Source organism: Polaribacter sp. R77954 (assembly GCF_044595335.1).
In the GTDB taxonomy this organism is placed as follows: domain Bacteria; phylum Bacteroidota; class Bacteroidia; order Flavobacteriales; family Flavobacteriaceae; genus Polaribacter.
Genome location: NZ_CP138992.1, coordinates 3,272,974 through 3,298,679 on the forward strand (window position 1 = coordinate 3,272,974; position 25,706 = coordinate 3,298,679).

Below are 25,706 nucleotides of genomic sequence, written 5' to 3' on the forward strand. Positions count from 1 at the left end.
AACATTTTGATGGAGATATTGAAACAAGTTCAGTACCTACTTAATCTTCTTTTCTTTCTCTAGGTTTACGATCATCACGTCTGTTGTCACGTCCACGATTATCTCTACCTCTGTTGTTGTCTCTTCCACGATTGTTATCTCTAGGTGGTCTTTCTTTAAAACCTTCTGGTTTTGGTAAAATTGCCTTTCTAGAAACTTTTTCTTTACGTGTTCTTGGGTCAATTCCGAAATATTTTACGTCTAAAATATCACCTAAATTAACAACATCAGTAACATTATCTGTACGTTCCCAAGCTAATTCGCTTACGTGTAATAAAACTTCGTTTCCAGGTGCTTCAGTATATTCTACAACAGCACCAAAGTCTAACATTTTAATTACTTTAACTTCGTAAACACTACCAACTTCTGGCTTAAATAACATAGATTCTATCTTAGCTATTACTGCATCCATTCCTTCTGGTTTTGTTCCTAGAATTTCAATAATACCTTCTTCAGTTATTGGGTCTTCTGTAATTACAATAGTAGTTTCTGTCTCTTTTTGTAATTCTTGAATATGTTTACCTCCAGGACCAATAAATGCACCAATCATATCATTAGGGATACGTCTTGTAATCATTTTTGGAGCGTGAGCTTTTACAGTAGCATTTGGTTTTTCTATAGTATCTGTTAATTTAGATAAAATATGTAAACGACCATCTCTAGCTTGTTTTAAAGCATTTACTAAAATCTCGTAACTTAATCCTTTGATTTTAATATCCATTTGGCAAGCAGTAATACCATCTGCAGTTCCAGTTACTTTAAAGTCCATATCACCTAAGTGATCTTCATCACCTAAAATATCAGATAACACTGCATAGTTTTCACCATCAGAAATTAATCCCATAGCAATACCAGAAACAGGTTTCTTTAATTGTACACCAGCGTCCATTAATGCCATTGTACCAGAACAAACAGTTGCCATAGAAGAAGAACCATTAGATTCTAAAACTTCACTTACCACTCTTACTGTATAAGGGCAATCAGCAGGAATCATTCCTTTTAATGCTCTTTGTGCTAAATTACCATGTCCAACTTCTCTTCTAGACGTTCCTCTAATAGGACGTGCTTCTCCTGTTGAAAAAGGAGGGAAGTTATAGTGTAAATAGAAAGTTTCTTCACCTTCAAAAGAGGGCATATCTATTTGGTTTGCTTCTCTAGAAGTTCCTAAAGTTACAGTTGCCAATGCTTGGGTTTCACCTCTTGTAAAAATTGATGAACCATGAGTTGATGGTAAATAATCTACCTCACACCAAATTGGTCTAATATCTGTAGTTTTACGTCCGTCTAAACGTAAACCTTCTTTTAAAGTTAAATCACGAATTGCAGTTTTTTGCGCTTTTGAAACGTATTTTCCAATAAGTTTACCAAATTCAGCTTGCTCATCTTCAGAAAAAGAGTTTACCACGTCTTCTTTAATTTCGCTAAATGCAGCACTTCTTTCGTGCTTTGCAGAACCTGCTTTTGCAATTGCATACGTTTTATCGTAAACTAATTCTTTAATTTTAGCTTCTAATTCTTGGTTTTCTACAGCTGGTTCGTATTCACGAACTTCTTTTTTTCCAAAAGCTTCTGCTAAAGCAACTTGAGCAGCACATTGTACCTTTATAGCTTCGTGTGCAATTTTAATGGCTTCTGCCATTTCTTCTTCAGAACACTCATCCATTTCACCTTCTACCATCATTACAGAATCTGCAGATGCACCCACCATCATATCAATATCAGCATCTACTAATTGTGCTCTTGTTGGGTTGATGATAAACTCGCCATTTACTCTTGCTACTCTTACTTCAGAGATAGCACATTCAAATGGTAAATCTGATAACTGAATAGCAGCAGAAGCTGCTAAACCAGCCATTGCATCAGGCATAACATCATCATCATGAGACATCATCTGAATCATAACCTGAGTTTCTGAGTGGTAATCTTTTGGGAATAATGGACGTAAAACACGGTCTACTAAACGCATTGTTAACACTTCTCCATCACTTGGTCTTGCTTCTCTTTTAAAGAAACCTCCAGGATAACGACCTGCAGCCGCAAATTTTTCTCTATAGTCTACAGTTAATGGTAAAAAATCTACATCTGCTTGATGATAATTTGATACTACTGTACATAACAACATACATTTACCTGATTGAACAACAACTGAACCATGGGCTTGTTTTGCCAATTTACCAGTTTCTAATGAGATGGTTCTTCCATCTCCAAGGTCTATAACCTCTCTAAATACCTTTGGAATCATAAATTTTTAAAAATTCTTAATGTTTAATTTGTTTGTTGTTGTGTTGTTCTGAAACAAGTTCAGTAAAAATAGTTGTTGTGTGTTTTTCCAATGGAAATTCAAAAGGGTTGTTAATTCTTTTGATTTTTTTCTTTTTTCATGAGTTTGTTATTCTCGTAGAAAAGTTTAAACTTTCTTATGAAAAGAAAGTACTAATGTAGTCGTTTAAATAAAAAAGAGGCACGTTTATAGTGCCTCTTTTAAAGAAATTATTTTCTAATTCCTAATTCTTTGATTATTGCACGATATCTTGTGATATCTGTTTTCTTTAGATAATCTAATAAACTTCTACGTTTACCTACCATCATTACTAAAGAACGTTCAGTATTAAAATCTTTACGATTGTTTTTTAAATGCTCTGTTAAATGGTTGATTCTGTGTGTGAATAACGCAATTTGACCTTCTGTAGAACCCGTGTCATTTTTTCCTTTACCGTGTTTTTCGAAGATTCCTTCTTTAATTTCTTTTGTTAAGTACATGCCAATATTATTTAAATGATTTTTATGCGTTGCAGAGCAGTTTGCTTTGCAGCTGCAAATATATGATTATTTTTTATTAAAGAAATAATTTTGAAATTATTATTATTATTATTATCATTGTGTTGGAAAAATAGGCTATGAAACTACTTTCCTAGAATTTTATAATAAATAAACTTTAAATTTAAATTACTATGAAAAACTTTTTTAAAAAGTCATGCTGTGCTATTGTGTTTACAATTTTATTAACCAGTTGTAGCGAAACCGTTGATCATGAATTTTCACATGATGATGATATTAACAATTGGGTTAGAGTTAATCAAAAAGAAATATCAAAATATGATAGAAATGATATATTAGATTTTTCAATAAAAAAACAGAAAGCTATCTTGAGAGCTTTACCATCGGAAAAAAAGAAAAAAATTTGGCAAGAGAAAGTTATTTATATACTTGAGCTTGATTTATCAAAAGAAGAGAAAAAGTTTTTAAAATGGTTTGGTGTAGCATTTAAAAAAATGGATTATGAAGAACCTATTTCTCAGAAATTTTCAGATGAATTGTATGAAAAAGTTATGGTAGGTGTAAAAAAGTTTAATTGGAGTAAAGAATTTGTTTATTCAATGTTTTTTTCTGTTGGAGATCTCAATGAAAAGAAATCTAAAATATTATCAAGTGGCAATGTTTCTAATAGTCATGCTGCTAAAGTTCAGGAAGAACCAGATACTTGTACTTGTTATTACAGTGCTAGCTGTACAGGTTGGAATAATACTTGTAGTGAGCCAGATGAATGTAAATTTGCAAATAATGATTGTGGAGTTTTTGGAAATACAACATGTGATGGATACTGTACTTCTGACATCTCAAATAACTGATTAGATGTTTAAAAAAACATTACTTTATGGTGGCTTAGTAGTAATTATATACATACTGTTTGTTTTTTTATTTAAAACCCAGAAAATTATTTTTCCTGTTTTTATGATATCTGCTTTTATTGTTAGTATGTATATGTCATATAAAAGTGTTTTAACTTTATTTATACCATTATTAATAATTTGGATTATTCATTTATTTTTACCAGATTCTAAACTAAATAATATAATTATTTACATAATTTTTACTCCTATTACTTTTTTATTAGGGTATTATTTAAGGAGTAAATCTTATTTGTTTAAAATTTCATACTCGATTATTTTAATTTTAATTGGCATTTATGGATTTATAAATTTTTGGTTTTTTTTAGAGAACTTTAATGCTCGAAAAATTAAAAATGCACCAAAAACAGAACTCTTATCAAATAATGGTTTAATGAGAATAGATACAATTCAAAATAAAGTTATTGTATTAGATTTTTGGACAACAGGTTGTGGCAAATGTTTTCAAAAATTTCCAGATTTTGAAAAACTATATTATAAATATCAGAACAACTCTAATGTATTATTATATGCTGTAAATATACCTGTTAGGAGGGATACTGTGGGGCATGCAAAAAAAAGAATAGAAAAATATAACTACAATTTTCCAGTTTTATATTCTGATTCTGATACAATTCCAAAACAATTGGGATTTGATAAATATCCACATATGGTTATTTTAAAGAACGGTAGAGTTAGATTCAATGGTTACTTAAATCTGAATGAAAAAAATGTGTTTTTTTATGATATAGGAAATGAAATCGAAAAACTTATAGCAGAATAAAGTTAAAAAAGGCTGTCTGAAAATTAGGTTTGAATGTCATTTTGGGCGAAGTCGAAAATGTATATATTTAATTATCAATAAATAAGATTATTTCGTAAACTCGATGACAAGTTTTAACACTTTTCATACAGCCTTTGTTTTATTGTAAAATTTATACTTCTTTTCTAACAGGTAAATTCTGAATTAAATCGATATATAAATTCACTTGCTTTTTCAACTCTTTACGCTCGTAAATAGCATCTAAGAAACCATGTTCTAAAACAAATTCAGAACGCTGAAAACCTTCTGGTAATTCTTTACCTGTAGTATCTTTTACAACTCTTGGTCCTGCAAAGGCAATTAATGCATTGGGTTCTGCAATATTAATATCACCTAACATTGCATAAGAGGCTGTTGTACCACCAGTTGTAGGATCTGTACATAAAGAAATATAAGGAATTTTAACTTCGGCTAATTGTGCTAATTTTGCTGATGTTTTTACCAGTTGCATTAAAGAAAGTGATGCTTCCATCATTCTGGCACCACCAGATTTAGAAATCATTAAAAACGGAATCTTATTTTCGATAGAATAATTGATGGCTCTTGCTATTTTTTCTCCAACTACAGAACCCATAGAACCCCCAATAAAAGCAAAATCCATAGCAGCAATTACTAAATCTTTGCCTAAAGATTTACCAACTGCAGTTCTTACAGCATCTTTTAACTTGGTTTTTTCTTGAGCAGCTTTTAAACGATCTGGATATTTTTTTGTGTCTTCGAACTTTAAAGGGTCTTTAGAAGTTAGCTTTTCATTTAGTTCTTCAAATTTGTTTTCATCAAAAAATAATTCGAAATATTCTTTACTCCCAATTCTTACGTGATATCCATCCTCTGGACTTACATATAAATTCTTCTTAAGCTCTTCTGTGTCTATAATTTTACCACTAGGTGTTTTATACCAAAGACCTTTGGGTGTGTCTTTTTTATCTTCTGTAGCAGTTTGTATTCCTTTATCAGTTCTTTTAAACCAAGCCATAGTTAGTTTATTTATTTGTTGTTGGACTTTTTCATTAAAATACTTTTTTCTAAATAATAGCAGCAAGCAAAGGTAAAAGATTTTTGCTAACTTTTAATTCTCTTTGATTTAATTCTTTTAAAGTCCTTTTTAAAATTAAATTGATATTATAACGCAAAAAAGCATTTTGAAGTTTAAAATCAAAATGCTTTTTTTAATATTTATGTACTTTTTTATAAAGTATCTACGTTATTTAAGTCTGCAAATGCTTGCTTTAAACGTGCTTTAAAAGTTTCTTCACCTAAACGTAACCATTTTCTTGGGTCGTAGTATTTTTTATTAGGTTGGTCTGCTCCTTCTGGGTTACCAATTTGAGTTGCTAAATAATCTGCTTTACCTTGCATATAATCACGAATTCCTTCTGTAAAAGCAAATTGTAAATCTGTATCAATATTCATTTTAATTACACCATAACCAATAGCTTCTCTAATTTCTTCTAAAGTAGAACCAGAACCACCATGAAAAACAAAATCGATATGGTTTTCTTCTACACCATATTTTTTTGTGATAAATTCTTGAGAATTCTTTAAGATTTTTGGAGTTAATTTTACATTACCTGGTTTATAAACTCCATGTACATTACCAAAAGCAGCTGCAATTGTAAATTGAGGAGAAACTTTTAACAACTCTTCATAAGCATAGGCAACTTCTTCTGGTTGTGTGTAAAGTTTAGAAGCATCAACATCAGAATTATCAACACCATCTTCTTCACCACCAGTAATACCTAATTCAATCTCTAAAGTCATACCCATTTTGCTCATTCTAGCTAAGTATTCTTTACAAATTGCAATATTTTCTTCTATAGGTTCTTCAGATAAATCAATCATGTGAGAACTATATAAAGGTTTACCTGTTTCTGCGAAATGTTTTTCTGATGCATCTAATAATCCATCAATCCAAGGTAATAATTTCTTAGCACAGTGGTCTGTATGTAAAATTACAGGTACTCCGTAAGCTACTGCTAATTCATTAACGTGTTTTGCACCAGCAATACCACCAGCAATAGCAGCTTTTTGACCATCGTTAGATAATCCTTTTCCAGCATTAAATTGTGCACCACCATTTGAAAATTGAATGATAACAGGAGAATTTAATTCTTTTGCAGTTTCTAAAACACTATTAATTGTATTAGAACCAATTACATTAACTGCTGGTAAAGCAAATCCTTTTTCTTTTGCGTAATTAAAAATTTCTTGAACTTCTTTTCCAGTTGCTACACCAGGTTTAATATTATGACTCATTATATTATATTTAATAATTATTTATAATGTAAAAATAATAAAAATTGTAGTTTTAAAAGTAAATAGAAACTAAAAATAACGAAAACGTTGTCTATTTAAAAAGGATAGTTGATACCTACATTATAAACAGCACTATTAAAGTTATAGTTTCTAAACCATTTATTACCATCTAAATAAGGTTCGTAGGTTTTGAAGCCAACATCAAAACGAACAATAAGAAAATTAAAATCGAGTCTTGCACCAATACCAGAGCCTACTGCAATGTTTTTTAATGATGAAAAACCTTTAAATTTAGCATCATCTTCTACAAAATCAGAACTTGAAATATCCCATATATTTCCGGCATCAATAAATAAGGCGCCTTTAAGCATGCTTACTACATCAAAACGATACTCTGCACTTGTTAAAAACTTAAAACTACCAATATTAAATTCTAAGCCAGTATTTCTGCTTCCTGGGCCTAATTCGTAAGTCTGCCAAGCTCTAATATCATTAGAACCACCTGCAAAATAACTTTTGGTAAATGGAATGTCGGAATTGTCATAGGTAAAAATTGCCCCTAAAGATGAACGAAAACCAAAAACTGAATTTCCTGAGCCAAGAGTCCAAAATTTCTTGTACTCAATATCTGTTTTAAAGTATTGAGCTAAAGGGATTTCTAAAAATGTTTTTTTGTTTTTACTGTTTGTTTTATCTGATAATAAACCTAAGATATTGCCAGAATTGGCTAGTCTTATTCTAAAAAATGAAAAATCATTATCTCTAAAATCTAGCTGACCATTGTAGGTGTAGGTGTACGCAATTGTTGGGATTAAGAAATCTGAGGTGATGATATTATATCTATCTAAAATGTTTAACGTATTGTTGAATTCCTCTGGATTCGAGATTCTAAAACTGGCATCATCAGCCACAGCATTCATAAAACGTAATGCTTCATTAGGTAAATCTAACTCTCTATTGGTATTATTGTAGGTAAAATTGTCAAAAGTTTGTGCTACTTCATTCAGACTTTGATATTCTGAGTTGTATATGTTAAAGTAACTACTTACATTAAGATTTTGTACGTATTGCGTGTTTAGTACTTCTAATTGAATGGTTTTTTGTGGGTTGTATTGCCATTTGTAATCTGTTAAAAAAGTAAAGGTTTGCCTATCTAAACCAATATTTTTTTGAAAACTCGAACCTAAAGAAAAATAGGTTCTTGGAGACATTTCTTTAGGTACAAGCTTACTTAAACCAAAAGGAGCTACAAATCTTGGTATTTCTACAGAAGCATCTGCACCAATTTCCCAACCTGGCCCTGTGTTAGAGTTAAACCAAGAGCCTAAAAGTGATAGTTTTAGTAATTCTGTACCTTTAAAAGTGTTTCGATTTGTAAGAGAAAATTTAGCAGAAGTTCCAATATTTCTTATGTTAGAATGTGTTAACTCAGTTTCAAAACCTAGCGTATATTTTTCTAAAGGAGATAATAAAATATCCATTTTTAATGTATCATCAGCGCCATCAATTAAAGATAAATTGATGTTTGTAGATTTAAAATTTTGTAAGGATTTTAAATGTTTTCTGGTTAAATTGATTAAAGTGTCTCTATAAATATCATTGGGTTTTAAAAATATAGACTGGGCTAAAAATCTTGCATTATATTTTACTTTATCGTGTGCTAAAAAATTTAGTCCTTCATAAATTAAGGTGTCTTTAATCGCTTCTCCTTTTTTGGTAAAAGAATAATCTGTATACACATTAACTTCTTTAATTTTTCTAATTTTGTAGGGCTTTTCTTTGTATTGGCCATTGTCTTCTATCAATCGATTTCCAGAGATTATAAAATCTATATTCGCTTTGTAATCTGCACGAGTAGAATCAACATAAAAACCTAAAGCAGATTCTGTAAAATTATCAATTCCGTTATTTCTGAATAGTTTAACCACCTTTGCAGCTTCATTTCTAAAGGTTTGTTCTTTGTATTGTTTCCCAGTTTTTAATAAACTTTGTAAATCGGAATTTTGATAAATAGAATCTAAAACCCTAGATTCTATTTTTATATTAATAGTGTCTAAAATTGTCGGTTTTCCTTTCTGAATGTGGTAAGTTACAGTAGCTTTTTTATGTACAGAATCTCTTTTTATTTCTGAAGTTACAGACGATTTAAAAAAACCTTGTGTTTTGTAAAATGCAGATAAATTGTTAGCAGTTCTTTTTACTTTAAGTTCTTTAACAATTTCTGGAGTTTGGAAATTTAAAAACCATTTATTTAAGTTGATAAAAGCATTGGCATAAGCAATGCTTTGTTTTTCGGAAAATATCTTTTTTACAATATTATAAGAACTAGGGTTTTTTTCGGCCCATTCCACAGGAGTTTTTGGTTTATTGTGATTGCCTAAATTATGAAAATACAATCCTAAAGGCATGCCTATAAAACGAGGATTGGGTTTTTGAAGGACGTATTTTTGCAAATCGGTTCCGTTAGTTTTTGTGCTATCTATAAAAATATAATTTCGGGTAAGTAGATGTTCGCCTTCAGCTACATGTTTAGTAGAATTACATGCAACTAAAAAGATAATGAATATAAAAAAGAAAGAAAGTTTTTTCATTATTTTAGCACTCCAAAGGAAATCAAAAATAGTATTTTTCAACGGTTTATTTTCATTTAGCAGCAATTAATGAGTATCTCAAAAAATCAACTAAAAGTAATCACTAGTTTATCACAAAAAAAGTATAGACAAAAGCATCAATTATTTGTTGCTGAAGGTGTAAAAGTGGTGGCTGAATTGATAAACTCTCCTTTTAAAGTTGATACATTATTTGCATTAGATAATTTTGAAACAACCATATCTAAAGAAAAGATTGTTAGGATTTCTGAAAAAGAATTGCAAAAAATAAGCAATCTAAAATCGCCTAATAAAGTTTTAGCTTTGTTTAAAATACCTGAAGAAAAGCCATTGCAAAATACAGGTTTAATTATTGTTTTGGATGCTATAAATGATCCTGGTAATTTAGGAACAATTATAAGATTATGCGATTGGTTTGGGGTTACAGAATTAATTTGCTCTAAAGATACTGTTGATTGTTACAACCCAAAGGTGGTACAAGCAAGTATGGGCTCTTTAACGCGAATACCAGTTAAATATTTAGATTTAGAAGTTTATTTAAAGTCAACAAAAATTACAACTTTTATAGCAGATATGGATGGACAAAATGTGTATCAATCTGACTTGACAAAAGAAGCTATTTTAATAATGGGCAATGAGGCAAATGGAGTTTCTGAAGAAATTAAAAGTTTAGTAACCCATAAACTATCGATTCCAAGATTTGGAGAAATTCAAAAAACGGAAAGCCTAAATGTAGCCACTGCTACTGCAATTTTATTGAGTGAGTTTAAACGAAGTTTTTAGTGAGTAGTATCAGTTTTCAGCTAGCAAATAAATTTGCGACTTTTAACTTTGCAGCTTTGTAACTAATTTTTACTCAAAAGCTAAGTTTAGAAATAAACCACGAGTTCCCATAAAATTTACAGGAGATGTCCATTGACTATTGGGGTCATCATCATATTTTATTTCATTATTAATTGCAAAAACGCCACGAATTGAAGGCGAGAATTTAAAGAAGGATAAGTAAATATCGATTCCCATACCAACTTCGTACATAAAATTGCTAGTTTTCATTCTAAACTGTCCTGCAGAATTGTCATCTTGATTGGCTTCATTACTCGAAAAATTATGATCGTAAGAAACACCACCTAAAACATAAGGACGAATGTTTTTATAACGATCTGTGCTAAATTTTAAAATAACAGGAACATGTAAATACGTAGAACCTACTTCTCTAATACTATCTCTTGGATTGCTTGAACTGGTAAGGTGATTAAAAATAATATTTTTAGAATTGGTCATTAAACCAGGCTCAAAACGAATGCTTAGGTTTTTATGTAAACGCAGCTCAGCAATTAAACCAACATTAAAACCATAAGTTGGTTCTACAGTGTAACCAGCATCAAAAACGTTGCTGTTTCTTTTGTTTAGTTTAAAATCATTTTGATTCAAACCTAAATAAAAACCATAATGAATTTTTCTATCATCAAAAGTGGGTAGATTTTCAACACGCTCTCTTTGTGCAAAAAACGTTGCAGAAATCATTAATAAAAAACCAAAAAGAAGTGCTTTTTTTATCATTTTTATTTGCTTGCTGTATAAATTGTAGCCACACCAAAAGTAACAGGGTTAGCTTTTGTATAGGTAAACCCATTATTTTTTAAAATATTGTTGAACGCTTCACCAAAAGGAAAAGAATTTGCAGATTCCGATAAATAAGAGTAAGCAGCTTTGTCTTTAGAAAATAGCTTGCCCACTGTTGGTAAAAATATATTGGTGTACAATTTATACCCTTGTTTAAAAGGAAATTTTACTGGGTTTGATGTTTCTAAAATCACCAAAACACCTGTTGGTTTTAAAACTCTGGCAATTTCTTTTAAGCCCTTATCTAAATTTGCAAAATTACGTACCCCAAAAGAAACCGTAATTGCATCAAAAGTAGCATCATCAAAAGGCATCGCTTCAGAGTCGCCTACTATCATTTCTATTTTATCAGATAATTTGGCTTTAGCTATTTTTTGTTTTCCAACTTCTAACATTCCTGCAGAAATATCTAAACCTACAATTCTATCGGGTTTTAAATCAGCCATCATTAAGGCTAAATCTCCAGTTCCTGTAGCAATATCTAAAATTTGTTTCGGCTTGTTTTTACCAACAATTTCAACAACTTTTTTACGCCATTTTACATCAATCCCTAAAGAAATTACACGATTTAAACCATCGTAATTTCCAGAAATATTATTGAACATTTGGGCAACTTGTTCCTTTTTACCGAGTTTAGAATCTTTATATGGATTTATTTTTTCTGCTGACATTTTTTTATCCGTTAATGGCTACCACTTCATTAATTTGATTTGGCAACATTTCTTTCAATAAAGTTTCTATTCCGTTTTTTAAAGTTGCAGTAGAAGAAGGGCAACCACTACAGGCACCTTGTAAAATTACACTTACTACCTTATTTTTTTCGTCGTAAGATCTAAAGGCAATATTACCTCCATCACCAGCAACAGCGGGTTTTATATATTCATCTAAGATATCTACAATTTGGGCAGGCACGCCTTCTAATTCAATATTTGGAGTTGTTTTTTCTTCCTTAATTTTAGAAGTTTCATTAGGTAATTCTTTGATGATGGTTTTACCCTCTACCAAATATTCACGAATAAAAGATCTTACTTCAGAGAAAACCTCATTCCAATCTACCATATCATATTTTGTTACAGAAATGTAGTTATCAGAAATAAAAACTTCTTTTACAAAAGGAAAATTAAAGATGGCTTGTGCTAAAGGCGATGATTTGCTGGCTTCTTCAATGTTTTTGTACTCAACATCAGTTTGCGTTAATGCTTTGTTTGTGCCGAATTTCATTACAGCAGGGTTTGGTGTAACTTCTGCATATACTTCAATGGCTTCTTTTTTTGTTGATGAAATTTGTTCGTTTACAACAATATTTCCGTCAGCAATATAAGCTTGAATTTGTTCGGCAACTTCATCTTGAACATCTGTCCATTCTACAATATCAAAACGTTGAATAGCAATAAAGTTTGCTGTAATAAATATTTTTTTTACAAAAGGTAAATAAAATAATTGTTGTGCTAAAGGTGAGTTTTTGGCTTCGTCTATATTCGAAAATTCATAACTTCCACCATTAATTAAAATTTTTGTGCTATTGAATTTTAATATGGTATTATTGGTTGTTTCTTGAATGGTAATTATTGTCTCTTGCATAATCTAAAAATGAGATGCAAAATTACGGCAAAAAACTGAATTGCAATAAAAAAGACCTTGTATGTTTTATAAATACAAGGCCTCTACTATAAATATTTTCGATTATAAACTTAACGAAACTGTTGCTGTAAAAACGCGATTATCTATGTTTAAACTTGCAGGGTTAACATTAAAACCTGGGTAAAAGTTGTAGTCTGCAGTTCTATTGTTGTCAGTAAAAGCAAAATCTACTTTAAAATTCCCAAAATTATAACCAGCACCAACTGAATATCCTTCAACATCGGAAAAATTGGTTATCGAGTTATTTGTTAAATTGGTGTTTATAAATGGAGATTGTTCAAAGTTATAACCACCTCTTATGCTAAAATTATCAAATCGCCACTCTGTACCTACATTGTAGCTGTGTGTATTTCTTAAGTTTTGTTGATAAAATTGGTTCTCATTCGTAAACACGCCATTAGACAATCTAATACCACTGTAATTTCTATTGATATAATCTAAACTTAACAATCCGTTTTTGCCAAATATTAAGGCAGCACTACCTGTTAATTTACTTGGTGTTCTTAATCTGTAAGAAATTAATTGAAAGTCATTAAATTCTGAAAAAGAACCACCGTTTTCTGGAAAAAAAGTAGTTTCTCCAATATCTGTATTACTATCTTGATTGTAGTTTGAATCTTGAATTATTTCTGTATACCAAGTTGGTGTTTGATAAGAAACTCCGAATCTAAATGCTTGATGCAATTTGTAAATAAAACCTAAATTTGCAGAAAAACCAGTACCTGTTGTAATATTATCTTGAAATAATTCAACATCTAAAATATTAAAATCAACATCGCTATTTAACTCTGTTAATACAGATTGTTGTGAGAAATTTAATTCATAAAAATTTAAAGCTAACCCTATATGTAATTTTTGTTGATGAACAGCAGAAAATGCAAAATTTAGCTCAGAAATTTCTCCATCAAACGTGTTATCAAAAAATTGACCCTCTGTAAAGTTGTAAACATTGTCATCTCTTGGATTACTATCAAACCTAGTTACAGCTTCATTTCCGCCAGCAGAAAAGCTGCCTGAAAAATCTTTTTTTATTCTATAGTTAAAACCTATGGCAAATTTGCTCCAATCTTTACTAAAAGCACTGTCAAAAACCAATACAGCACCAGCTTGAGAAAGGTTTAAAGCTTCATTGTTTGTGATTAAAGTTCTTCTATCATTAAAAGCGGCATCACCAAAAGACGTTGCAATATCTTGACTTTTTGAGTTAAAAGTACCCGTAAACATACTGTAATTAAAAACAGATAAACCTGCAGGATTTATGTTCATTGAAGAAATATCGCCTCCTAAAGCTCCAAACGCACCACTCATTGCAGTATAACGTGCAGTACCATTGTTGTCGTCTTCAGAGAATAAAACTCCTAAATCTTGGTATCTTAAATTTTGAGAAAAAGATGTAAACGTTACTGCGAATAGCATCGCTGTGATAATTAATTTTTTCATATTGTTTGAATTTCTAAAAAAATATATGATTAATTTCCTCCTCTTCTGCTAGATGAAGAGCTGCTTCTAGAGCTACTTGAACTTCTTGATGAACTAGAAGAGCTTCTAGTTGAAGAAGACGAACTTGAGCTTCTACTTGATGACCTTGCTCTGCTATTAGAAGAGGATGATCTTGTAGGCGTGGCACTTCTTCGACTGCTAGATGAAGAAGATCTTCTTGTGCTTGAGTTGTTGTTTGAAGTTCTAGCACTGCTGCCTCTTGTAGAAGAACTCCTTCTTACAGGGCTAGTACTTCTTCTAACAGTAGACGAGCTTCTTGTAGAAGATGTACTTCTTCTTGAGGGGCTTGTACTTGTGCTATTTCGTCTGCTTACTGTAGAAGAATTTCTGTTGATTGAAGTACTATTTCGTCTGCTTGTTGTTGATGCTATTCTATTTGAAGTGCTGTTACGTCTGCTAGTTGTTACCCCTCTTCTTGTGCTTAACCTGTTATAAGTATTTCCTCTTCTAAAGTTGTTATTGCTGTAAAATTGATTGTTGTTCCAAAAACGATTGTTCCATCGATTTCCATAGATTCCCCTATTCCAAGCCCAATTATTATGAAACGGGTGCCAATAAGGATTACGTGCCCAAAAACGGTTTGCTCCCCATCGATTTCCCCAAAAAGGACCACCCCAAAAAGGATCTCCCCATTGATTCCAACCACCATAAGCCCAACCGTTATTAAAACCCCAGCCCCAGTTATTAAAGCCATTTCCCCAAAAAGGATCGTTCATTAGGTTTACATTAACAATAACATTATTATCTTCATATCCCCAAGGTTGGTTTGCAGTATAATTTAAATTTTCATCAATTTCATTATCATTTATATAAACATCATTAGGGTAGTATTCATCTACATCTGTAAATATTTCATCGTCTTCTATATTTTGTAATTCATCCAATTTTCTAGAAAAATAATTTTCTTCATAATCATTATATTCTCTATCATTTACAATTACTATCTTTTGATCTTCCTGCCTTGGTGGAAGTGTGTCTCCGTAAATTCCATCGTTATTGTAAACACTTTGGTATGTACCGCAAGAAACCAAGAACACATTCGCTGTTACAAATAAAATTAGCTGCGTAAAGTTGATGTTTTTATCAAGTAGTTTCATAATTATAAATTTTTGCGGTTCCTATTTATTAATTAAATTTTGCGTTAAAAACACTAAATTATAGTAGTTTTGTATCGATTTTTAAAAAAGTAAATCATTTAACACAAATTTCACTATAAATATAACAACATTTGTGCCAAAGTATACAATATGGGTAAACATTTAACAAAACGAGCTGACGATTATTCTAAGTGGTATAATGAGTTAGTAGTAAAAGCTGATTTGGCAGAAAACTCTGCTGTAAGAGGGTGTATGGTGATTAAACCTTATGGTTTTGCGATTTGGGAGAAAATGCAAGCAGAATTGGATAGAATGTTTAAAGAAACTGGACATGAGAATGCATATTTTCCGTTATTTGTTCCTAAAAGTTTATTTGAAGCTGAAGAAAAAAATGCAGAAGGTTTTGCTAAAGAGTGTGCTGTGGTTACCCATTATCGTTTGCAAAACGATCCTGATAATAAGGGGAAGCTAAGAGTAGATCCTGAGGCTAAGTTAGAGGAAGAATTGGTTGTAAGACCCACATCAGAAGCTATTATTTGGAATACTTATAAAGGATGGATTCAATCTTATAGAGATTTACCATTATTAATAAATCAATGGGCAAATGTTGTACGTTGGGAAATGAGAACACGTTTGTTTTTAAGAACTGCAGAATTTTTATGGCAAGAAGGTCATACAGCACATGCAACAAAAAATGAGGCAATCCTAGAAGCAAAACAAATGCAAGATGTATATGCAGAGTTTGCAGAAAACTTTATGGCAATGCCTGTTGTAAAAGGTGTAAAATCTGATAGTGAGCGTTTTGCTGGTGCAGAAGATACGTATACCATAGAAGCATTAATGCAAGATGGTAAAGCGTTACAAGCAGGAACATCGCACTTTTTAGGCCAAAACTTTGCACAAGCATTTGATGTAAAGTATACTTCTAAAGAAGGGAAGCAAGAATATGTTTGGGCAACTTCTTGGGGGGTTTCTACGCGTTTAATTGGTGGTTTAATTATGACACATTCTGATGATAATGGTTTGGTTTTACCTCCTAAATTAGCACCTATTCAAGTGGTTATTGTCCCTATTTATAAAAATGAAGAACAATTAGAAGCAATTTCAGAAAAAGTAAATGAAATTGTAAAACAATTGCGTAAAAAAGGAATATCTGTAAAATTTGATAATAGAGATACTTTTAGACCAGGAGCAAAGTTTGCTGAATACGAATTAAAAGGGGTTCCAGTAAGAATTGCTTTAGGAAACCGCGACTTAGAAAATGGTACTTTAGAAATTGCAAGAAGAGATACTTTTAAAAAGCAAATTGTTGCTCAAAAAGACGCTGTGGATTTTATTGAACAACTCTTACAAGAAATACAAGATAATTTATTCACAAAAGCAATTAATTATAGAAAGGAGTATACTACAGTTGTAAATGATTTTAAAGAATTTAAAAAGGCTATAAAAAAGGGAGGTTTTGTTTCTGCTCATTGGGATGGTACAGAAGAGACCGAAGACAGAATTAAAGAATACACCAAAGCTACGATTAGATGCATACCTAATGAAGCAATTGAAGAGGAAGGAGTATGTGTTTTAACCGGAAAACGGTCAACAAAAAGAGTGCTTTTTGCTAAGGCATATTAATTTTTTTAATTTTTTTTCAAAAAAAGTTGCAGAATACGAAAAACGTTGTATATTTGCATCCGCAATTGAGAGATATTTAATTGTTATGGTCCGTTCGTCTAGGGGTTAGGACGCCAGGTTTTCATCCTGGTAACACGGGTTCGATTCCCGTACGGACTACAAAAGTTTTAATAAGAAACAAGAAGTAAAGAAATTATGGCAAATCATAAGTCAGCGTTAAAAAGAATCAGAAGTAACGAGTCTAAAAGATTACGTAACAAATATCAGCATAAAACAACAAGAAATGCTGTTAGAGATTTACGTGCAGTTGAAGATAAAACAGAAGCTGAAGGAAAATTAGGAAGCGTAATTTCTATGTTAGATAAATTGGCAAAGAACAATATTATTCACAAGAATAAGGCTGCTAATTTAAAATCTAAATTAACAAAGCACGTTGCAGCATTGTAACATCTTATTATAAAATATCTTAAGACTCTGAATTTTTATTCAGAGTCTTTTTTTTACTTCAAGTTTAAGGAATTTAGGGATCAACACCAAAAGTTGTGGGATTTAAAGATTAAGCATAAATATTTGTTAGTCTAAAAAGGAAGAACTCTATATTTCTAACCCTTCTAAATTGTGCTCTAAAAGCTTTAATTTTAGCATTAAAAGGGATTAAGTCCAAAAGTTGTGGGATTTTAAAATTAACCATAAATATTTGTGCGTATAAAAAGGAAGAATTCTACATTTTTGACGTCTTTGAACTGCATGTTAAATGCCTTTACTTTTATATTTTAAAAGCGCTTAAGCTTTGCTCAGATTAAAGCTTAAACACAATAAATCTGTCTTTGTAATTATTCATATTATCGACAATAAATGTTTAAGAGTACCTATGATTATTCTAAGGTGTTTTTAAAAGTCGTAATTTTTATGTGCGTCTAAACGTATAAAAATAAAGAGTAAGATGGTAAAACCCCAAAGTGATGATCCTCCATAACTGAAAAATGGCAGAGGTATCCCTATGGTTGGTAATAAACCAATTACCATGCCTATGTTAACAATTACGTGGAAGAATAGGATAGAAGCCAATCCATAGCCATAGATTCGTCCAAATTTATTGGTGTGAGTTTCTGCCAAATAAATGATTCTATACAATAGAATCATAAAAATGATAATTACAAAGCTTGCGCCTAAAAAGCCCCATTCTTCACCAACTGTGCTGAAAATATAATCAGTATGTTGTTCGGGTACAAAATCACCTTGTGTTAGATCACCCTTTAAAAACCCTTTTCCTTTTAATCCACCAGAACTTATCGTTAATTCCGATTGATAAGAGTTGTATCCTATCCCTTTATTGTCAATTTTTTTGCCTAATAGTATATCAAATCGGTCTTTTTGATGAGATGGTAATAGGTTTTTGTAGATATATCCTGTACCAATTATAAAAATTCCTAGAATTAAATAAATACTTATGATTTTATGCCAATTGAATCGTAAAAAGTGCTTTCCTCCTTTATACAAAAAATAAATAGCCAGTATAGAAATGATTAAAAATGTAATTAAAAGTACCCATTTAAATCCGAAGAAAATGGTAAGAATAAATAGTATGATAAATCCTGATCCTAATAAAATATAGTTTAGCGTTAAGCCTTCTCTGTTTAATACAAAAAAGAATGATAAATAAATAACTGCAGAACCAGCATCAGGCTGAAGGAAAATTAAAAAAGCAGGAAAGAACACTATAATAAATGCTTTAATCTGATTTTTAATCAATTTAAAATTATATTGTCTGTCACTTAATAATTTGGCTACAGCTAAGGCAGTACAAGCTTTTACAAATTCAGAAGGTTGCAGACCTAAAACTCCAAAATTAAACCAAGATTTTGCGCCATTTATTTCTTTTCCGAATGGAAATAGTAGGAGCAATGAAAAAAGGGATAGTACATAAAAAATGCTTGCATATTTTTCGTAGAACTTTGAATTAAAAAATAGCACTATAATTACTAACGGAATTGTACAGCATATAAAAATAAGCTGTTTTCCATACTTGGTGGAGAAGCTTAATAGTTCAATTTCGCCTTCTGTTTTTGATGCAGCAAAAATATTTATCCATCCAAAACCTACTAAAATGATATAAAGAAAAACTAAAAGCCAATCTATACCAGCAAAAATGTTATTGTGTTCTTGTCGCAAGTTGTTCTTCTGTTTTTTGGTATTGTAAATCGTAAATATCTTGTAAACTGGTATTGAGCATCTTTAGCTCTCGATATTTATTTCTTTTTGATATTTTACCATTTATATATTTTTCAACAAGTAAGCTAGTTATTGGAGCTGCAATTGTAGAACCATAGCCTCCATTTTCAACAAAAACAGCTAATGCAATTTTAGGATTATTTTTTGGAGCAAAGGCAACTAAAATAGAGTGGTCATCTAATTGTTTTTTTATGCCATCAACCAGAATAAAGTTTTCTGCAGTACCTGTTTTTCCGCAAATTTCAATTCCTTTTACTTGACTCCACATTCCAGTACCTGATTTAAAAACCTCGTGCATTGCTTCTACAACAGGTGTAAAATGTTCTTTATCAATCGTGGTTTTTTTGGCTTGGGTATATTTAGGATTATCAATAAGGCTAGAATCAATTTTTTTAACGATATGAGGTGTATAAAAGTAGCCTCTATTGGCAATTGCTGCTGTAAAATTTGCTAACTGAATGGGAGTAGTTAATATTTCTCCCTGACCAATAGCGTTTGAGATAATAGACGAACCATTCCAGCGATAGTTTAATCGTTTGTCATAATAATTACCATCAGGAATTAGTCCTTTTTGACCTGCTGGTAAATCATAACCTAAATAATTACCTAGCCCAAAACTTGCCACATGTTTATGCCATTCGTTTAAGCCTTGAGTGGGCATATTATTTTTTTCTACAATTAGTTTGTATGTGTTTGAAAAATAGCTGTTGCAAGATTTTGCAATTGCTGTTTTTAGCATAATTGGAGTTCCATAAATATCACAATGGCACTTCATAAATTCGTTGGCTCTATTTCCATAACGATAACCACCATAACAGCGAAAAGATGTTTGTTGATTAATAACGTTTTCTTGCAGAGCTACCAAGGCATTCATCATTTTAAAAGGAGATCCTGGTGCATAGGCAGCTAACAAACCTCTATCATAACTTGGTTTACTAATAGTGTCGTTAAATAATAAAACAGAATTTTGTGAACGTTTTCTACCCACCAACATGTTAGGATCGTAAGAAGGGGCAGTAACCAAAGCTAAAATTTCTCCTGTTGATGGTTCAATAGCCACAATACCACCTCGTTTCCCTTTCATTAATTTTTGAGCATAAACTTGTAAATCGATGTCTAAAGTTAACATTAAATCTTTTCCATTTTGTGCTAAAGTGTCGTATTTTCCATTTTTATAAGAACCCGTAACTTTGTTAAATCGATTTCTGTGTAAGTATTTTTTTCCTTTTCTACCTCTTAACACATTTTCATATTGCCTTTCTATACCATCTTTTCCTTCAAGCTCTCCTTGCTCATAATAATCACTTTTACGGGCTTTTTCTTCATTTACTTCGCCAATATAGCCTAAAACATTAGCAGCTGCTTTTATTGGGTAATCTCTAATGATTCTCTTTTGAATGAAAAAGCCACTGTATTTGTATAATTTTTCTTGTAAAAAGGCAAAGTCTTCTTTTGCTAATTGTTTTAAAAAAACCGAGGGTAAGTAAGAAGCATATTTTTGTGCTTTATTTAATCGTTTTAAAAAATCTTGCTTATCTATTTTTAAAAGTTTACAAAACTCTAACGTATCTAAAGTTTTTACTTGATTTGGTTGTACCATTACGTCATAAGAAAGTTGATTAGCAACCAACAACTTGCCATTTCTATCATATACATATCCACGTTCTGGATAGTCGTAAACAATTTTTACAGCAGCATTATGAATTGGGTCATAGCTTTCGTGTTTAATTATTTGTAATTGAAACAAGCGTCCAATAAAAATAAGCCCAACAGCACTAATTAAAAAATAGAGTAAAAAACTTCTTTGCATTATTCTTTTGTGGTAAAAATAGTTGTTCCTAGAAAATAAAGTAGTAACGTAAAAATACTTGAATAAAGTGTATTTAGCAATACATTAGAAAAATTATTGAAACTAAAATTAGCCAAAGAAAAGTAAATTAAATGATGTATAACTGTTAAGGTTGCTGTGTAATTAAAAACTTTTCCTAGCGGTTCTGATTTTAATTTAAAAAAAGAATAATCAGCAGCCACTTTTCTAAAGTACAGCTTCACAAAAAATAGTCTTAAATAGGCAATACAAAGTATAGAAAAAGCATGAATTCCTCCAGAATCTGAAAAGAAATCAATACCAATACCTAACAGAAAACAGTAAAATAGAAAAGGAATTCTGTTTTCTTTTAACGGATATAAAAACACAAAAACAATATATAAATATGGGTTTATAAAGCTTAAAAAAAGAATATTATTTAATACAAATACTTGTAATAAAAGCAAACTAAAAAATAAAGTTAGTGTATTAAAAGGCTTATTCATCTTGTAGTAGTTCTAAAGATTTTATTTCAAGTTTGTCTAAATTCTTTATCACATTTACATAACCTAAATTACTCATATCATTAAATAATGTAACATTTACGGTGTTATCTGCAGTGTTTCCTTTATTAATTTTAGTAATGGTACCTATTAAAATTCCTTCCGGAAAAATAGTTGACATTCCACCTGTTTCAATAGTATCTCCAATTTTTAGAGGTGCTTGTCTTGCAATATCTGAAAGTTGAACTGTATTATAGTCATTACCATTCCAAACTAATGTACCAAAATAATTACTATTTCTTAAACGTGCATTAATTTTACTATTTCTATTTAAAATAGATTGTACTCTGGCATATTCTCCAGTAGTAAAATCAGTAAAACCAATAATACCTTTACTATTAACAACTGCCATTTCTTTATCAATTCCTTGGTTTTTACCTTTATTTATAGTTAAAAAATTAAAATCTTTACTATAATTGTTATTGATAATTTTTGCTGATGTAAATGTATATTTTTGATGATATTTTGTGGAATCAATACTTATAGAATCTATATTGTAAACAAACGAATTGTTTTTTTCTATCAAATTTTTTAAACGTGTGTTTTCTTCGGCTAAGCGTTTGTTTTCTGATTTTAAATTCCAATATTCAGAAATATTAGATATTTGAGAGTACAATCCACCAGTTATATAGTTTGCAGAATTTACAAACTTACTTTTATGAAAATTTAGGTTATTGAATGTTAATACAAGTGAAACAAATGCTAACAATAAAAAAAACAGAAAATTTTTAAACCTCTGAAAAAAATAGATAAGTTGTTGCATTGTTAAAACTTAAAAATGCTAATTCATTAACACATTTTTGTATTTATTTAATTCTTTTAACGCTATTCCTGTTCCACGAACCACAGCTCTTAAAGGATCTTCAGTAACATAAACAGGCAAATCTGTTTTACGAGATAAACGTTTGTCTAAACCCCTAAGCATAGAGCCACCACCTGCTAAATAAATACCTGTATTGTAAATGTCTGCAGCCAATTCTGGTGGAGTTTTAGATAAGGTTTCCATAACAGCATCTTCTATTCTTAAAATAGATTTGTCTAAAGCTTTTGCTATTTCTCTAAAAGATACTTGTACTTGTTTTGGTTTACCACTTAACAAATCTCTACCTTGAACCAACATTTCGTCTGGTGGTGTATCTAAATCTTCTGTAGCAGCACCAATGGTAATTTTTATTTTCTCTGCAGTAGTTTCACCAACATGTAAATTATGTTGCGTTCGCATATAATACATAATATCACTTGTAAATAAATCTCCAGCAACTTTTACAGATTGGTCGCAAACAATACCACCTAAAGCTATTACAGCAATTTCAGTAGTACCACCACCTATATCTATAATCATGTTTCCTTTAGGTTCCATAATATCTATACCAACACCAATGGCTGCTGCCATAGGCTCATAAATTAAATAAATTTCTTTGGCATTCATGTGTTTTGCAGAATCACGAACTGCTCGTTTTTCTACTTCTGTAATTCCAGAAGGAATACAGATAACCATACGTAATGCAGGTGGAAATAATTTCTTTTTTATAGAAGGTATTTTCTTAACAAACTCCTTAATCATTTCTTCTGATGCCTGGAAGTCTGCTATAACCCCGTCTTTTAAAGGACGAATTGTTTTTATATTTTCATGGGTTTTTCCTTGCATTAAATTGGCTTCTTGACCAATTGCAATTATTTTGCCAGTTACTCTATTTCTGGCAACTATAGAAGGACTATCAATAACCACTTTTCCATTGTGAATTATCAACGTATTTGCGGTTCCTAAATCAATCGCAATATCCTCCGTCATAAAATCGAAAAAACCCATAAATTACTTTATTATTTAAAGTGTGTACTCTTACAAATTTACTAAAATTAATCTGTAAAAACGTTAATTTTATTAATGTTTAAAATGTCTTGTACCTGTCATCACCATAGACATATTATTGGCGTTACAATAATCGATGCTTAACTGATCTTTAATAGATCCTCCTGGTTGTATAACACTGGTAATACCTGCTTTATCTGCAATTTCTACACAATCTGGAAATGGGAAAAACGCATCACTCGCCATTACTGCACCATTTAAATCAAAACCAAAACTTGTTGCTTTTTCAATAGCTTGTCTTAGTGCATCAACTCTAGATGTTTGTCCTGTTCCACTTGCCAATAACTGGTTGTTTTTTGTAAAAACAATAGTATTAGATTTGGTATGCTTACAAATTTTAGATGCAAATAATAAATCTTTTATCTCGCTTTCAGTTGGTTTTGTGTTGGTAACATAAGTTAAATCTTCTAAAGCATCTGTTTTAGCATCTTTATCTTGTACTAATAATCCGTTTAAAGCAGTTCTTACATTCTGAACAGGTAACTCTGTAGTTTTCTGAATTAAAATTACCCTATTTTTCTTTCCTTTTAAGATTGATAAGGCTTCATCAGAATAACTTGGGGCAATAACAACCTCACAAAATAACTTATGAATTTCTTCAGCAGTTTCTGCATCAATAGCCGTATTTGCAATTAAAACGCCACCAAAAGCAGATACAGGATCTCCAGCTAAAGCATCTACATACGCTTGTTTAATTGTACTTCTTTGTGCAAAACCACAAGCATTGTTGTGTTTTAAAACCGCAAAAGTTGGGTCTTCGCCAATAAATTCATTCATTAAATTTACAGCAGCATCAACATCTAATAAGTTATTATAGCTTAATTCTTTACCATGCAATTTATCGAACATTGCGTCTAAATTACCAAAGAAATATCCTTTTTGGTGTGGATTTTCTCCATATCTTAAAACTTTAGAGGTTTGTTCACTGGCTTTATAAACTACTTCATCTTCATTAAAATAGTTAAAAATTGCAGTGTCATAATGTGAAGAAATATTAAAGGATTTTGCAGCAAATTTCTTTCTTTGTTCTATTGATGTTTCTCCATTATTTTCTGATAAAATAGATAAGAATTCTTCATATTGATCCATAGAAGAAACTGTAAATGTATCTTTAAAATTTTTGGCTGATGCTCTAATTAGAGAAATACCACCAATATCAATTTTTTCTACAATGTCTTGTTCTGATGCTCCAGAAGCTACAGTTTTTTCAAAAGGATATAAATCTACAATTACTAAATCTATTTGAGGAATTTCATATTCTTGCATTTCTGCAATATCACCTTCGTGATCTTGTCTATTTAAGATTCCTCCAAAAACTTTTGGATGTAAGGTTTTTACTCTACCACCTAAAATAGATGGGTAAGAAGTTACGTCTTCTACAGGAACTACGTTTATGCCTAATTCCTTTATAAATTTTTCTGTTCCTCCAGTTGAATAAATAGTTACGCCTAATTCGTTTAATTTCTGAACAATTGGTGCTAAACCATCTTTGTGAAATACAGAAATTAATGCAGATTTAATTGTTTTTGAAGTGCTCATTTTGTGTTGTATTGTTAAGCGTGCAAAACTACACAATCACAAAAGAATTTACAATAAAAAGATAGTAACAAAATGGAGGAGTAATTAACAATAAATAATTAATTTTAAAAGAATAAAAAAATCAAGTTTTACTCGGCATTTTCTAAAAATTCTCTAAACCAAGTTACAAATTGATTGATCATTGATTCTTTTTTGTTACTGTAATTTTGGTGTCTGTTTGTAGCAGTGAGTACAGTGGAAGAATCTTGGTTTTTCATTTTTATAAGTTTGATAATTAAGTAATTGCGTTTAATTTATCAAATTTAAGTAAAAAACAAATAAAAATCAATAAAATTAAAGAATTACTGATAATTTTTCACAGATGTACTCTAAAAGCTCCTCATCTTTTGCAGAAAATGTATTTGCAGTGTGCGAATCGATGTCTATTTGACCAATATTTTCGCCATTTACAAAAATAGGAATTACAATCTCTGACTTTACTTTCCATCCACAAGAAATATAATTATCTTGTTCAGTGACATCTTGTACCACAAAGTTTTCATTACTTACAGCAACTTGACCACAAATTCCTTTTCCAAACGGAATAATAGTGTGTTCTGTAGGTTCACCTGTAAATTGTGCTAACTTTAGTTCTTCTTTATCACCATTTTTAAAATAAAAACCTACCCAATCATAATAAGAGATCTCACCTTCTAAAAAATCGCAAATTGTTTGTAATTTTTTTTCTATGGTAGATGTAGAAGCTATTAATTTGTCAATTTCTTGTTTTAAATAAGGGATGTTCATTTTTTTAGGTTTAATAAGTCAACGCTT

The 25,706-nt window shown here is 30.7% G+C and carries 23 protein-coding genes and 1 tRNA gene; 6 read left to right on the top strand and 18 right to left on the bottom strand.

What is annotated here, in order from left to right; genetic code table 11:
• Positions 1 to 40 precede the first annotated feature (40 nt).
• Together SJY27_RS14280 and rpsO are read right to left on the bottom strand one after the other, a co-directional pair.
• The gene (locus SJY27_RS14280) at positions 41 to 2,281 is read right to left on the bottom strand and encodes a polyribonucleotide nucleotidyltransferase (protein ID WP_397445546.1); all 2,241 of its coding nucleotides are present in this window, start codon (positions 2,279 to 2,281) and stop codon (positions 41 to 43) included.
• 248 nt (positions 2,282 to 2,529) lie between these two features.
• Positions 2,530 to 2,799 carry a 30S ribosomal protein S15 gene (gene rpsO, locus SJY27_RS14285; RefSeq protein WP_397445547.1) on the bottom strand — a complete coding sequence of 90 codons (270 nt, stop codon included), beginning with the start codon at positions 2,797 to 2,799 and terminating at the stop codon, positions 2,530 to 2,532.
• Between the two features lie 191 nt (positions 2,800 to 2,990).
• Here rpsO and SJY27_RS14290 point away from each other — a divergent pair, with 191 nt between their 5' ends.
• Together SJY27_RS14290 and SJY27_RS14295 are read left to right on the top strand one after the other, a co-directional pair.
• The gene (locus tag SJY27_RS14290; RefSeq protein WP_397445548.1) at positions 2,991 to 3,668 is read left to right on the top strand and encodes a bacteriocin fulvocin C-related protein; all 678 of its coding nucleotides are present in this window, start codon (positions 2,991 to 2,993) and stop codon (positions 3,666 to 3,668) included.
• A 4-nt stretch (positions 3,669 to 3,672) separates the two neighbouring features.
• Positions 3,673 to 4,491 carry a TlpA family protein disulfide reductase gene (locus tag SJY27_RS14295; RefSeq protein WP_397445549.1) on the top strand — a complete coding sequence of 273 codons (819 nt, stop codon included), beginning with the start codon at positions 3,673 to 3,675 and terminating at the stop codon, positions 4,489 to 4,491.
• A 151-nt stretch (positions 4,492 to 4,642) separates the two neighbouring features.
• Here SJY27_RS14295 and accD read toward each other — a convergent pair whose 3' ends face one another.
• The 3 genes from accD to SJY27_RS14310 form a co-directional block, all read right to left on the bottom strand.
• A complete protein-coding gene (gene accD / locus SJY27_RS14300) occupies positions 4,643 to 5,506 on the bottom strand; it encodes an acetyl-CoA carboxylase, carboxyltransferase subunit beta (RefSeq protein WP_397445550.1) in 864 nt (287 codons plus the stop codon).
• Positions 5,507 to 5,718: 212 nt separating this feature from the next.
• On the bottom strand, positions 5,719 to 6,786 hold the full coding sequence (fbaA, locus tag SJY27_RS14305) for a class II fructose-bisphosphate aldolase (RefSeq protein WP_397445551.1): 1,068 nt from the start codon (positions 6,784 to 6,786) through the stop codon (positions 5,719 to 5,721).
• Between the two features lie 95 nt (positions 6,787 to 6,881).
• On the bottom strand, positions 6,882 to 9,377 hold the full coding sequence (locus tag SJY27_RS14310) for a BamA/TamA family outer membrane protein (RefSeq protein ID WP_397445552.1): 2,496 nt from the start codon (positions 9,375 to 9,377) through the stop codon (positions 6,882 to 6,884).
• Positions 9,378 to 9,446: 69 nt separating this feature from the next.
• Here SJY27_RS14310 and SJY27_RS14315 point away from each other — a divergent pair, with 69 nt between their 5' ends.
• Positions 9,447 to 10,178, top strand: coding sequence for a TrmH family RNA methyltransferase (locus SJY27_RS14315; protein ID WP_397445553.1), 732 nt, complete (start codon positions 9,447 to 9,449; stop codon positions 10,176 to 10,178).
• A gap of 69 nt (positions 10,179 to 10,247) precedes the next feature.
• On the opposite strand, the gene SJY27_RS14320 is transcribed toward SJY27_RS14315, so the two are convergent.
• The 5 genes from SJY27_RS14320 to SJY27_RS14340 form a co-directional block, all read right to left on the bottom strand.
• A complete protein-coding gene (locus tag SJY27_RS14320) occupies positions 10,248 to 10,955 on the bottom strand; it encodes a porin family protein (RefSeq protein ID WP_397445554.1) in 708 nt (235 codons plus the stop codon).
• 2 nt (positions 10,956 to 10,957) lie between these two features.
• Complete coding sequence (gene ubiE, locus SJY27_RS14325) at positions 10,958 to 11,689, bottom strand: bifunctional demethylmenaquinone methyltransferase/2-methoxy-6-polyprenyl-1,4-benzoquinol methylase UbiE (RefSeq protein WP_397445555.1); 732 nt, start codon at positions 11,687 to 11,689, stop codon at positions 10,958 to 10,960.
• Between the two features lie 4 nt (positions 11,690 to 11,693).
• Positions 11,694 to 12,599, bottom strand: coding sequence for a NifU family protein (locus SJY27_RS14330; protein ID WP_397445556.1), 906 nt, complete (start codon positions 12,597 to 12,599; stop codon positions 11,694 to 11,696).
• A 102-nt stretch (positions 12,600 to 12,701) separates the two neighbouring features.
• Positions 12,702 to 14,099, bottom strand: coding sequence for an OmpP1/FadL family transporter (locus tag SJY27_RS14335; RefSeq protein WP_397445557.1), 1,398 nt, complete (start codon positions 14,097 to 14,099; stop codon positions 12,702 to 12,704).
• A 29-nt stretch (positions 14,100 to 14,128) separates the two neighbouring features.
• Positions 14,129 to 15,256: a hypothetical protein gene (locus SJY27_RS14340; RefSeq protein WP_397445558.1), complete on the bottom strand. Its 1,128-nt coding sequence runs from the start codon at positions 15,254 to 15,256 to the stop codon at positions 14,129 to 14,131.
• Between the two features lie 150 nt (positions 15,257 to 15,406).
• Here SJY27_RS14340 and proS point away from each other — a divergent pair, with 150 nt between their 5' ends.
• The 3 genes from proS (at position 15,407) to rpsT (ending at position 17,329) form a co-directional block, all read left to right on the top strand.
• Complete coding sequence (gene proS, locus SJY27_RS14345; RefSeq protein ID WP_397445559.1) at positions 15,407 to 16,882, top strand: proline--tRNA ligase; 1,476 nt, start codon at positions 15,407 to 15,409, stop codon at positions 16,880 to 16,882.
• Between the two features lie 87 nt (positions 16,883 to 16,969).
• Positions 16,970 to 17,041: transfer RNA gene (locus tag SJY27_RS14350), tRNA-Glu, on the top strand.
• A gap of 36 nt (positions 17,042 to 17,077) precedes the next feature.
• Complete coding sequence (rpsT, locus tag SJY27_RS14355) at positions 17,078 to 17,329, top strand: 30S ribosomal protein S20 (RefSeq protein ID WP_397445560.1); 252 nt, start codon at positions 17,078 to 17,080, stop codon at positions 17,327 to 17,329.
• A gap of 444 nt (positions 17,330 to 17,773) precedes the next feature.
• Here rpsT and rodA read toward each other — a convergent pair whose 3' ends face one another.
• The 8 genes from rodA to SJY27_RS14395 form a co-directional block, all read right to left on the bottom strand.
• Positions 17,774 to 19,054, bottom strand: a complete 1,281-nt coding sequence (gene rodA / locus SJY27_RS14360) for a rod shape-determining protein RodA (protein WP_397445561.1) — start codon at positions 19,052 to 19,054, stop codon at positions 17,774 to 17,776.
• The gene (gene mrdA / locus SJY27_RS14365; RefSeq protein ID WP_397445562.1) at positions 19,035 to 20,924 is read right to left on the bottom strand and encodes a penicillin-binding protein 2; all 1,890 of its coding nucleotides are present in this window, start codon (positions 20,922 to 20,924) and stop codon (positions 19,035 to 19,037) included. Before mrdA ends, rodA begins: the two co-directional genes overlap by 20 nt.
• Entirely contained in the window at positions 20,924 to 21,427 is a 504-nt protein-coding gene (gene mreD, locus SJY27_RS14370) for a rod shape-determining protein MreD (RefSeq protein WP_397445563.1), read from the bottom strand. The genes mrdA and mreD overlap by 1 nt, the downstream gene beginning before the upstream one ends.
• Positions 21,420 to 22,247, bottom strand: coding sequence for a rod shape-determining protein MreC (gene mreC / locus SJY27_RS14375; protein WP_397445564.1), 828 nt, complete (start codon positions 22,245 to 22,247; stop codon positions 21,420 to 21,422). The genes mreD and mreC overlap by 8 nt, the downstream gene beginning before the upstream one ends.
• An 18-nt stretch (positions 22,248 to 22,265) precedes the next feature.
• The gene (locus tag SJY27_RS14380; RefSeq protein ID WP_397445565.1) at positions 22,266 to 23,294 is read right to left on the bottom strand and encodes a rod shape-determining protein; all 1,029 of its coding nucleotides are present in this window, start codon (positions 23,292 to 23,294) and stop codon (positions 22,266 to 22,268) included.
• A gap of 72 nt (positions 23,295 to 23,366) precedes the next feature.
• Positions 23,367 to 24,893, bottom strand: a complete 1,527-nt coding sequence (gene purH, locus SJY27_RS14385; protein WP_397445566.1) for a bifunctional phosphoribosylaminoimidazolecarboxamide formyltransferase/IMP cyclohydrolase — start codon at positions 24,891 to 24,893, stop codon at positions 23,367 to 23,369.
• A 128-nt stretch (positions 24,894 to 25,021) separates the two neighbouring features.
• On the bottom strand, positions 25,022 to 25,150 hold the full coding sequence (locus tag SJY27_RS14390; protein WP_397445567.1) for a hypothetical protein: 129 nt from the start codon (positions 25,148 to 25,150) through the stop codon (positions 25,022 to 25,024).
• A 76-nt stretch (positions 25,151 to 25,226) separates the two neighbouring features.
• Entirely contained in the window at positions 25,227 to 25,679 is a 453-nt protein-coding gene (locus SJY27_RS14395; RefSeq protein ID WP_397445568.1) for a GAF domain-containing protein, read from the bottom strand.
• Positions 25,680 to 25,706 lie beyond the last annotated feature (27 nt).

Coding starts and splice junctions, on each gene's coding strand:
- SJY27_RS14280 (WP_397445546.1), bottom strand. CDS start 2,281: ATGATTCCAAAGGTATTTAGAGAGGTTATAGACCTTGGAGATGGAAGA.
- rpsO (WP_397445547.1), bottom strand. CDS start 2,799: ATGTACTTAACAAAAGAAATTAAAGAAGGAATCTTCGAAAAACACGGT.
- SJY27_RS14290 (WP_397445548.1), top strand. CDS start 2,991: ATGAAAAACTTTTTTAAAAAGTCATGCTGTGCTATTGTGTTTACAATT.
- SJY27_RS14295 (WP_397445549.1), top strand. CDS start 3,673: ATGTTTAAAAAAACATTACTTTATGGTGGCTTAGTAGTAATTATATAC.
- accD (WP_397445550.1), bottom strand. CDS start 5,506: ATGGCTTGGTTTAAAAGAACTGATAAAGGAATACAAACTGCTACAGAA.
- fbaA (WP_397445551.1), bottom strand. CDS start 6,786: ATGAGTCATAATATTAAACCTGGTGTAGCAACTGGAAAAGAAGTTCAA.
- SJY27_RS14310 (WP_397445552.1), bottom strand. CDS start 9,377: ATGAAAAAACTTTCTTTCTTTTTTATATTCATTATCTTTTTAGTTGCA.
- SJY27_RS14315 (WP_397445553.1), top strand. CDS start 9,447: ATGAGTATCTCAAAAAATCAACTAAAAGTAATCACTAGTTTATCACAA.
- SJY27_RS14320 (WP_397445554.1), bottom strand. CDS start 10,955: ATGATAAAAAAAGCACTTCTTTTTGGTTTTTTATTAATGATTTCTGCA.
- ubiE (WP_397445555.1), bottom strand. CDS start 11,689: ATGTCAGCAGAAAAAATAAATCCATATAAAGATTCTAAACTCGGTAAA.
- SJY27_RS14330 (WP_397445556.1), bottom strand. CDS start 12,599: ATGCAAGAGACAATAATTACCATTCAAGAAACAACCAATAATACCATA.
- SJY27_RS14335 (WP_397445557.1), bottom strand. CDS start 14,099: ATGAAAAAATTAATTATCACAGCGATGCTATTCGCAGTAACGTTTACA.
- SJY27_RS14340 (WP_397445558.1), bottom strand. CDS start 15,256: ATGAAACTACTTGATAAAAACATCAACTTTACGCAGCTAATTTTATTT.
- proS (WP_397445559.1), top strand. CDS start 15,407: ATGGGTAAACATTTAACAAAACGAGCTGACGATTATTCTAAGTGGTAT.
- rpsT (WP_397445560.1), top strand. CDS start 17,078: ATGGCAAATCATAAGTCAGCGTTAAAAAGAATCAGAAGTAACGAGTCT.
- mrdA (WP_397445562.1), bottom strand. CDS start 20,924: ATGCAAAGAAGTTTTTTACTCTATTTTTTAATTAGTGCTGTTGGGCTT.
- mreD (WP_397445563.1), bottom strand. CDS start 21,427: ATGAATAAGCCTTTTAATACACTAACTTTATTTTTTAGTTTGCTTTTA.
- mreC (WP_397445564.1), bottom strand. CDS start 22,247: ATGCAACAACTTATCTATTTTTTTCAGAGGTTTAAAAATTTTCTGTTT.
- SJY27_RS14380 (WP_397445565.1), bottom strand. CDS start 23,294: ATGGGTTTTTTCGATTTTATGACGGAGGATATTGCGATTGATTTAGGA.
- purH (WP_397445566.1), bottom strand. CDS start 24,893: ATGAGCACTTCAAAAACAATTAAATCTGCATTAATTTCTGTATTTCAC.
- SJY27_RS14390 (WP_397445567.1), bottom strand. CDS start 25,150: ATGAAAAACCAAGATTCTTCCACTGTACTCACTGCTACAAACAGACAC.
- SJY27_RS14395 (WP_397445568.1), bottom strand. CDS start 25,679: ATGAACATCCCTTATTTAAAACAAGAAATTGACAAATTAATAGCTTCT.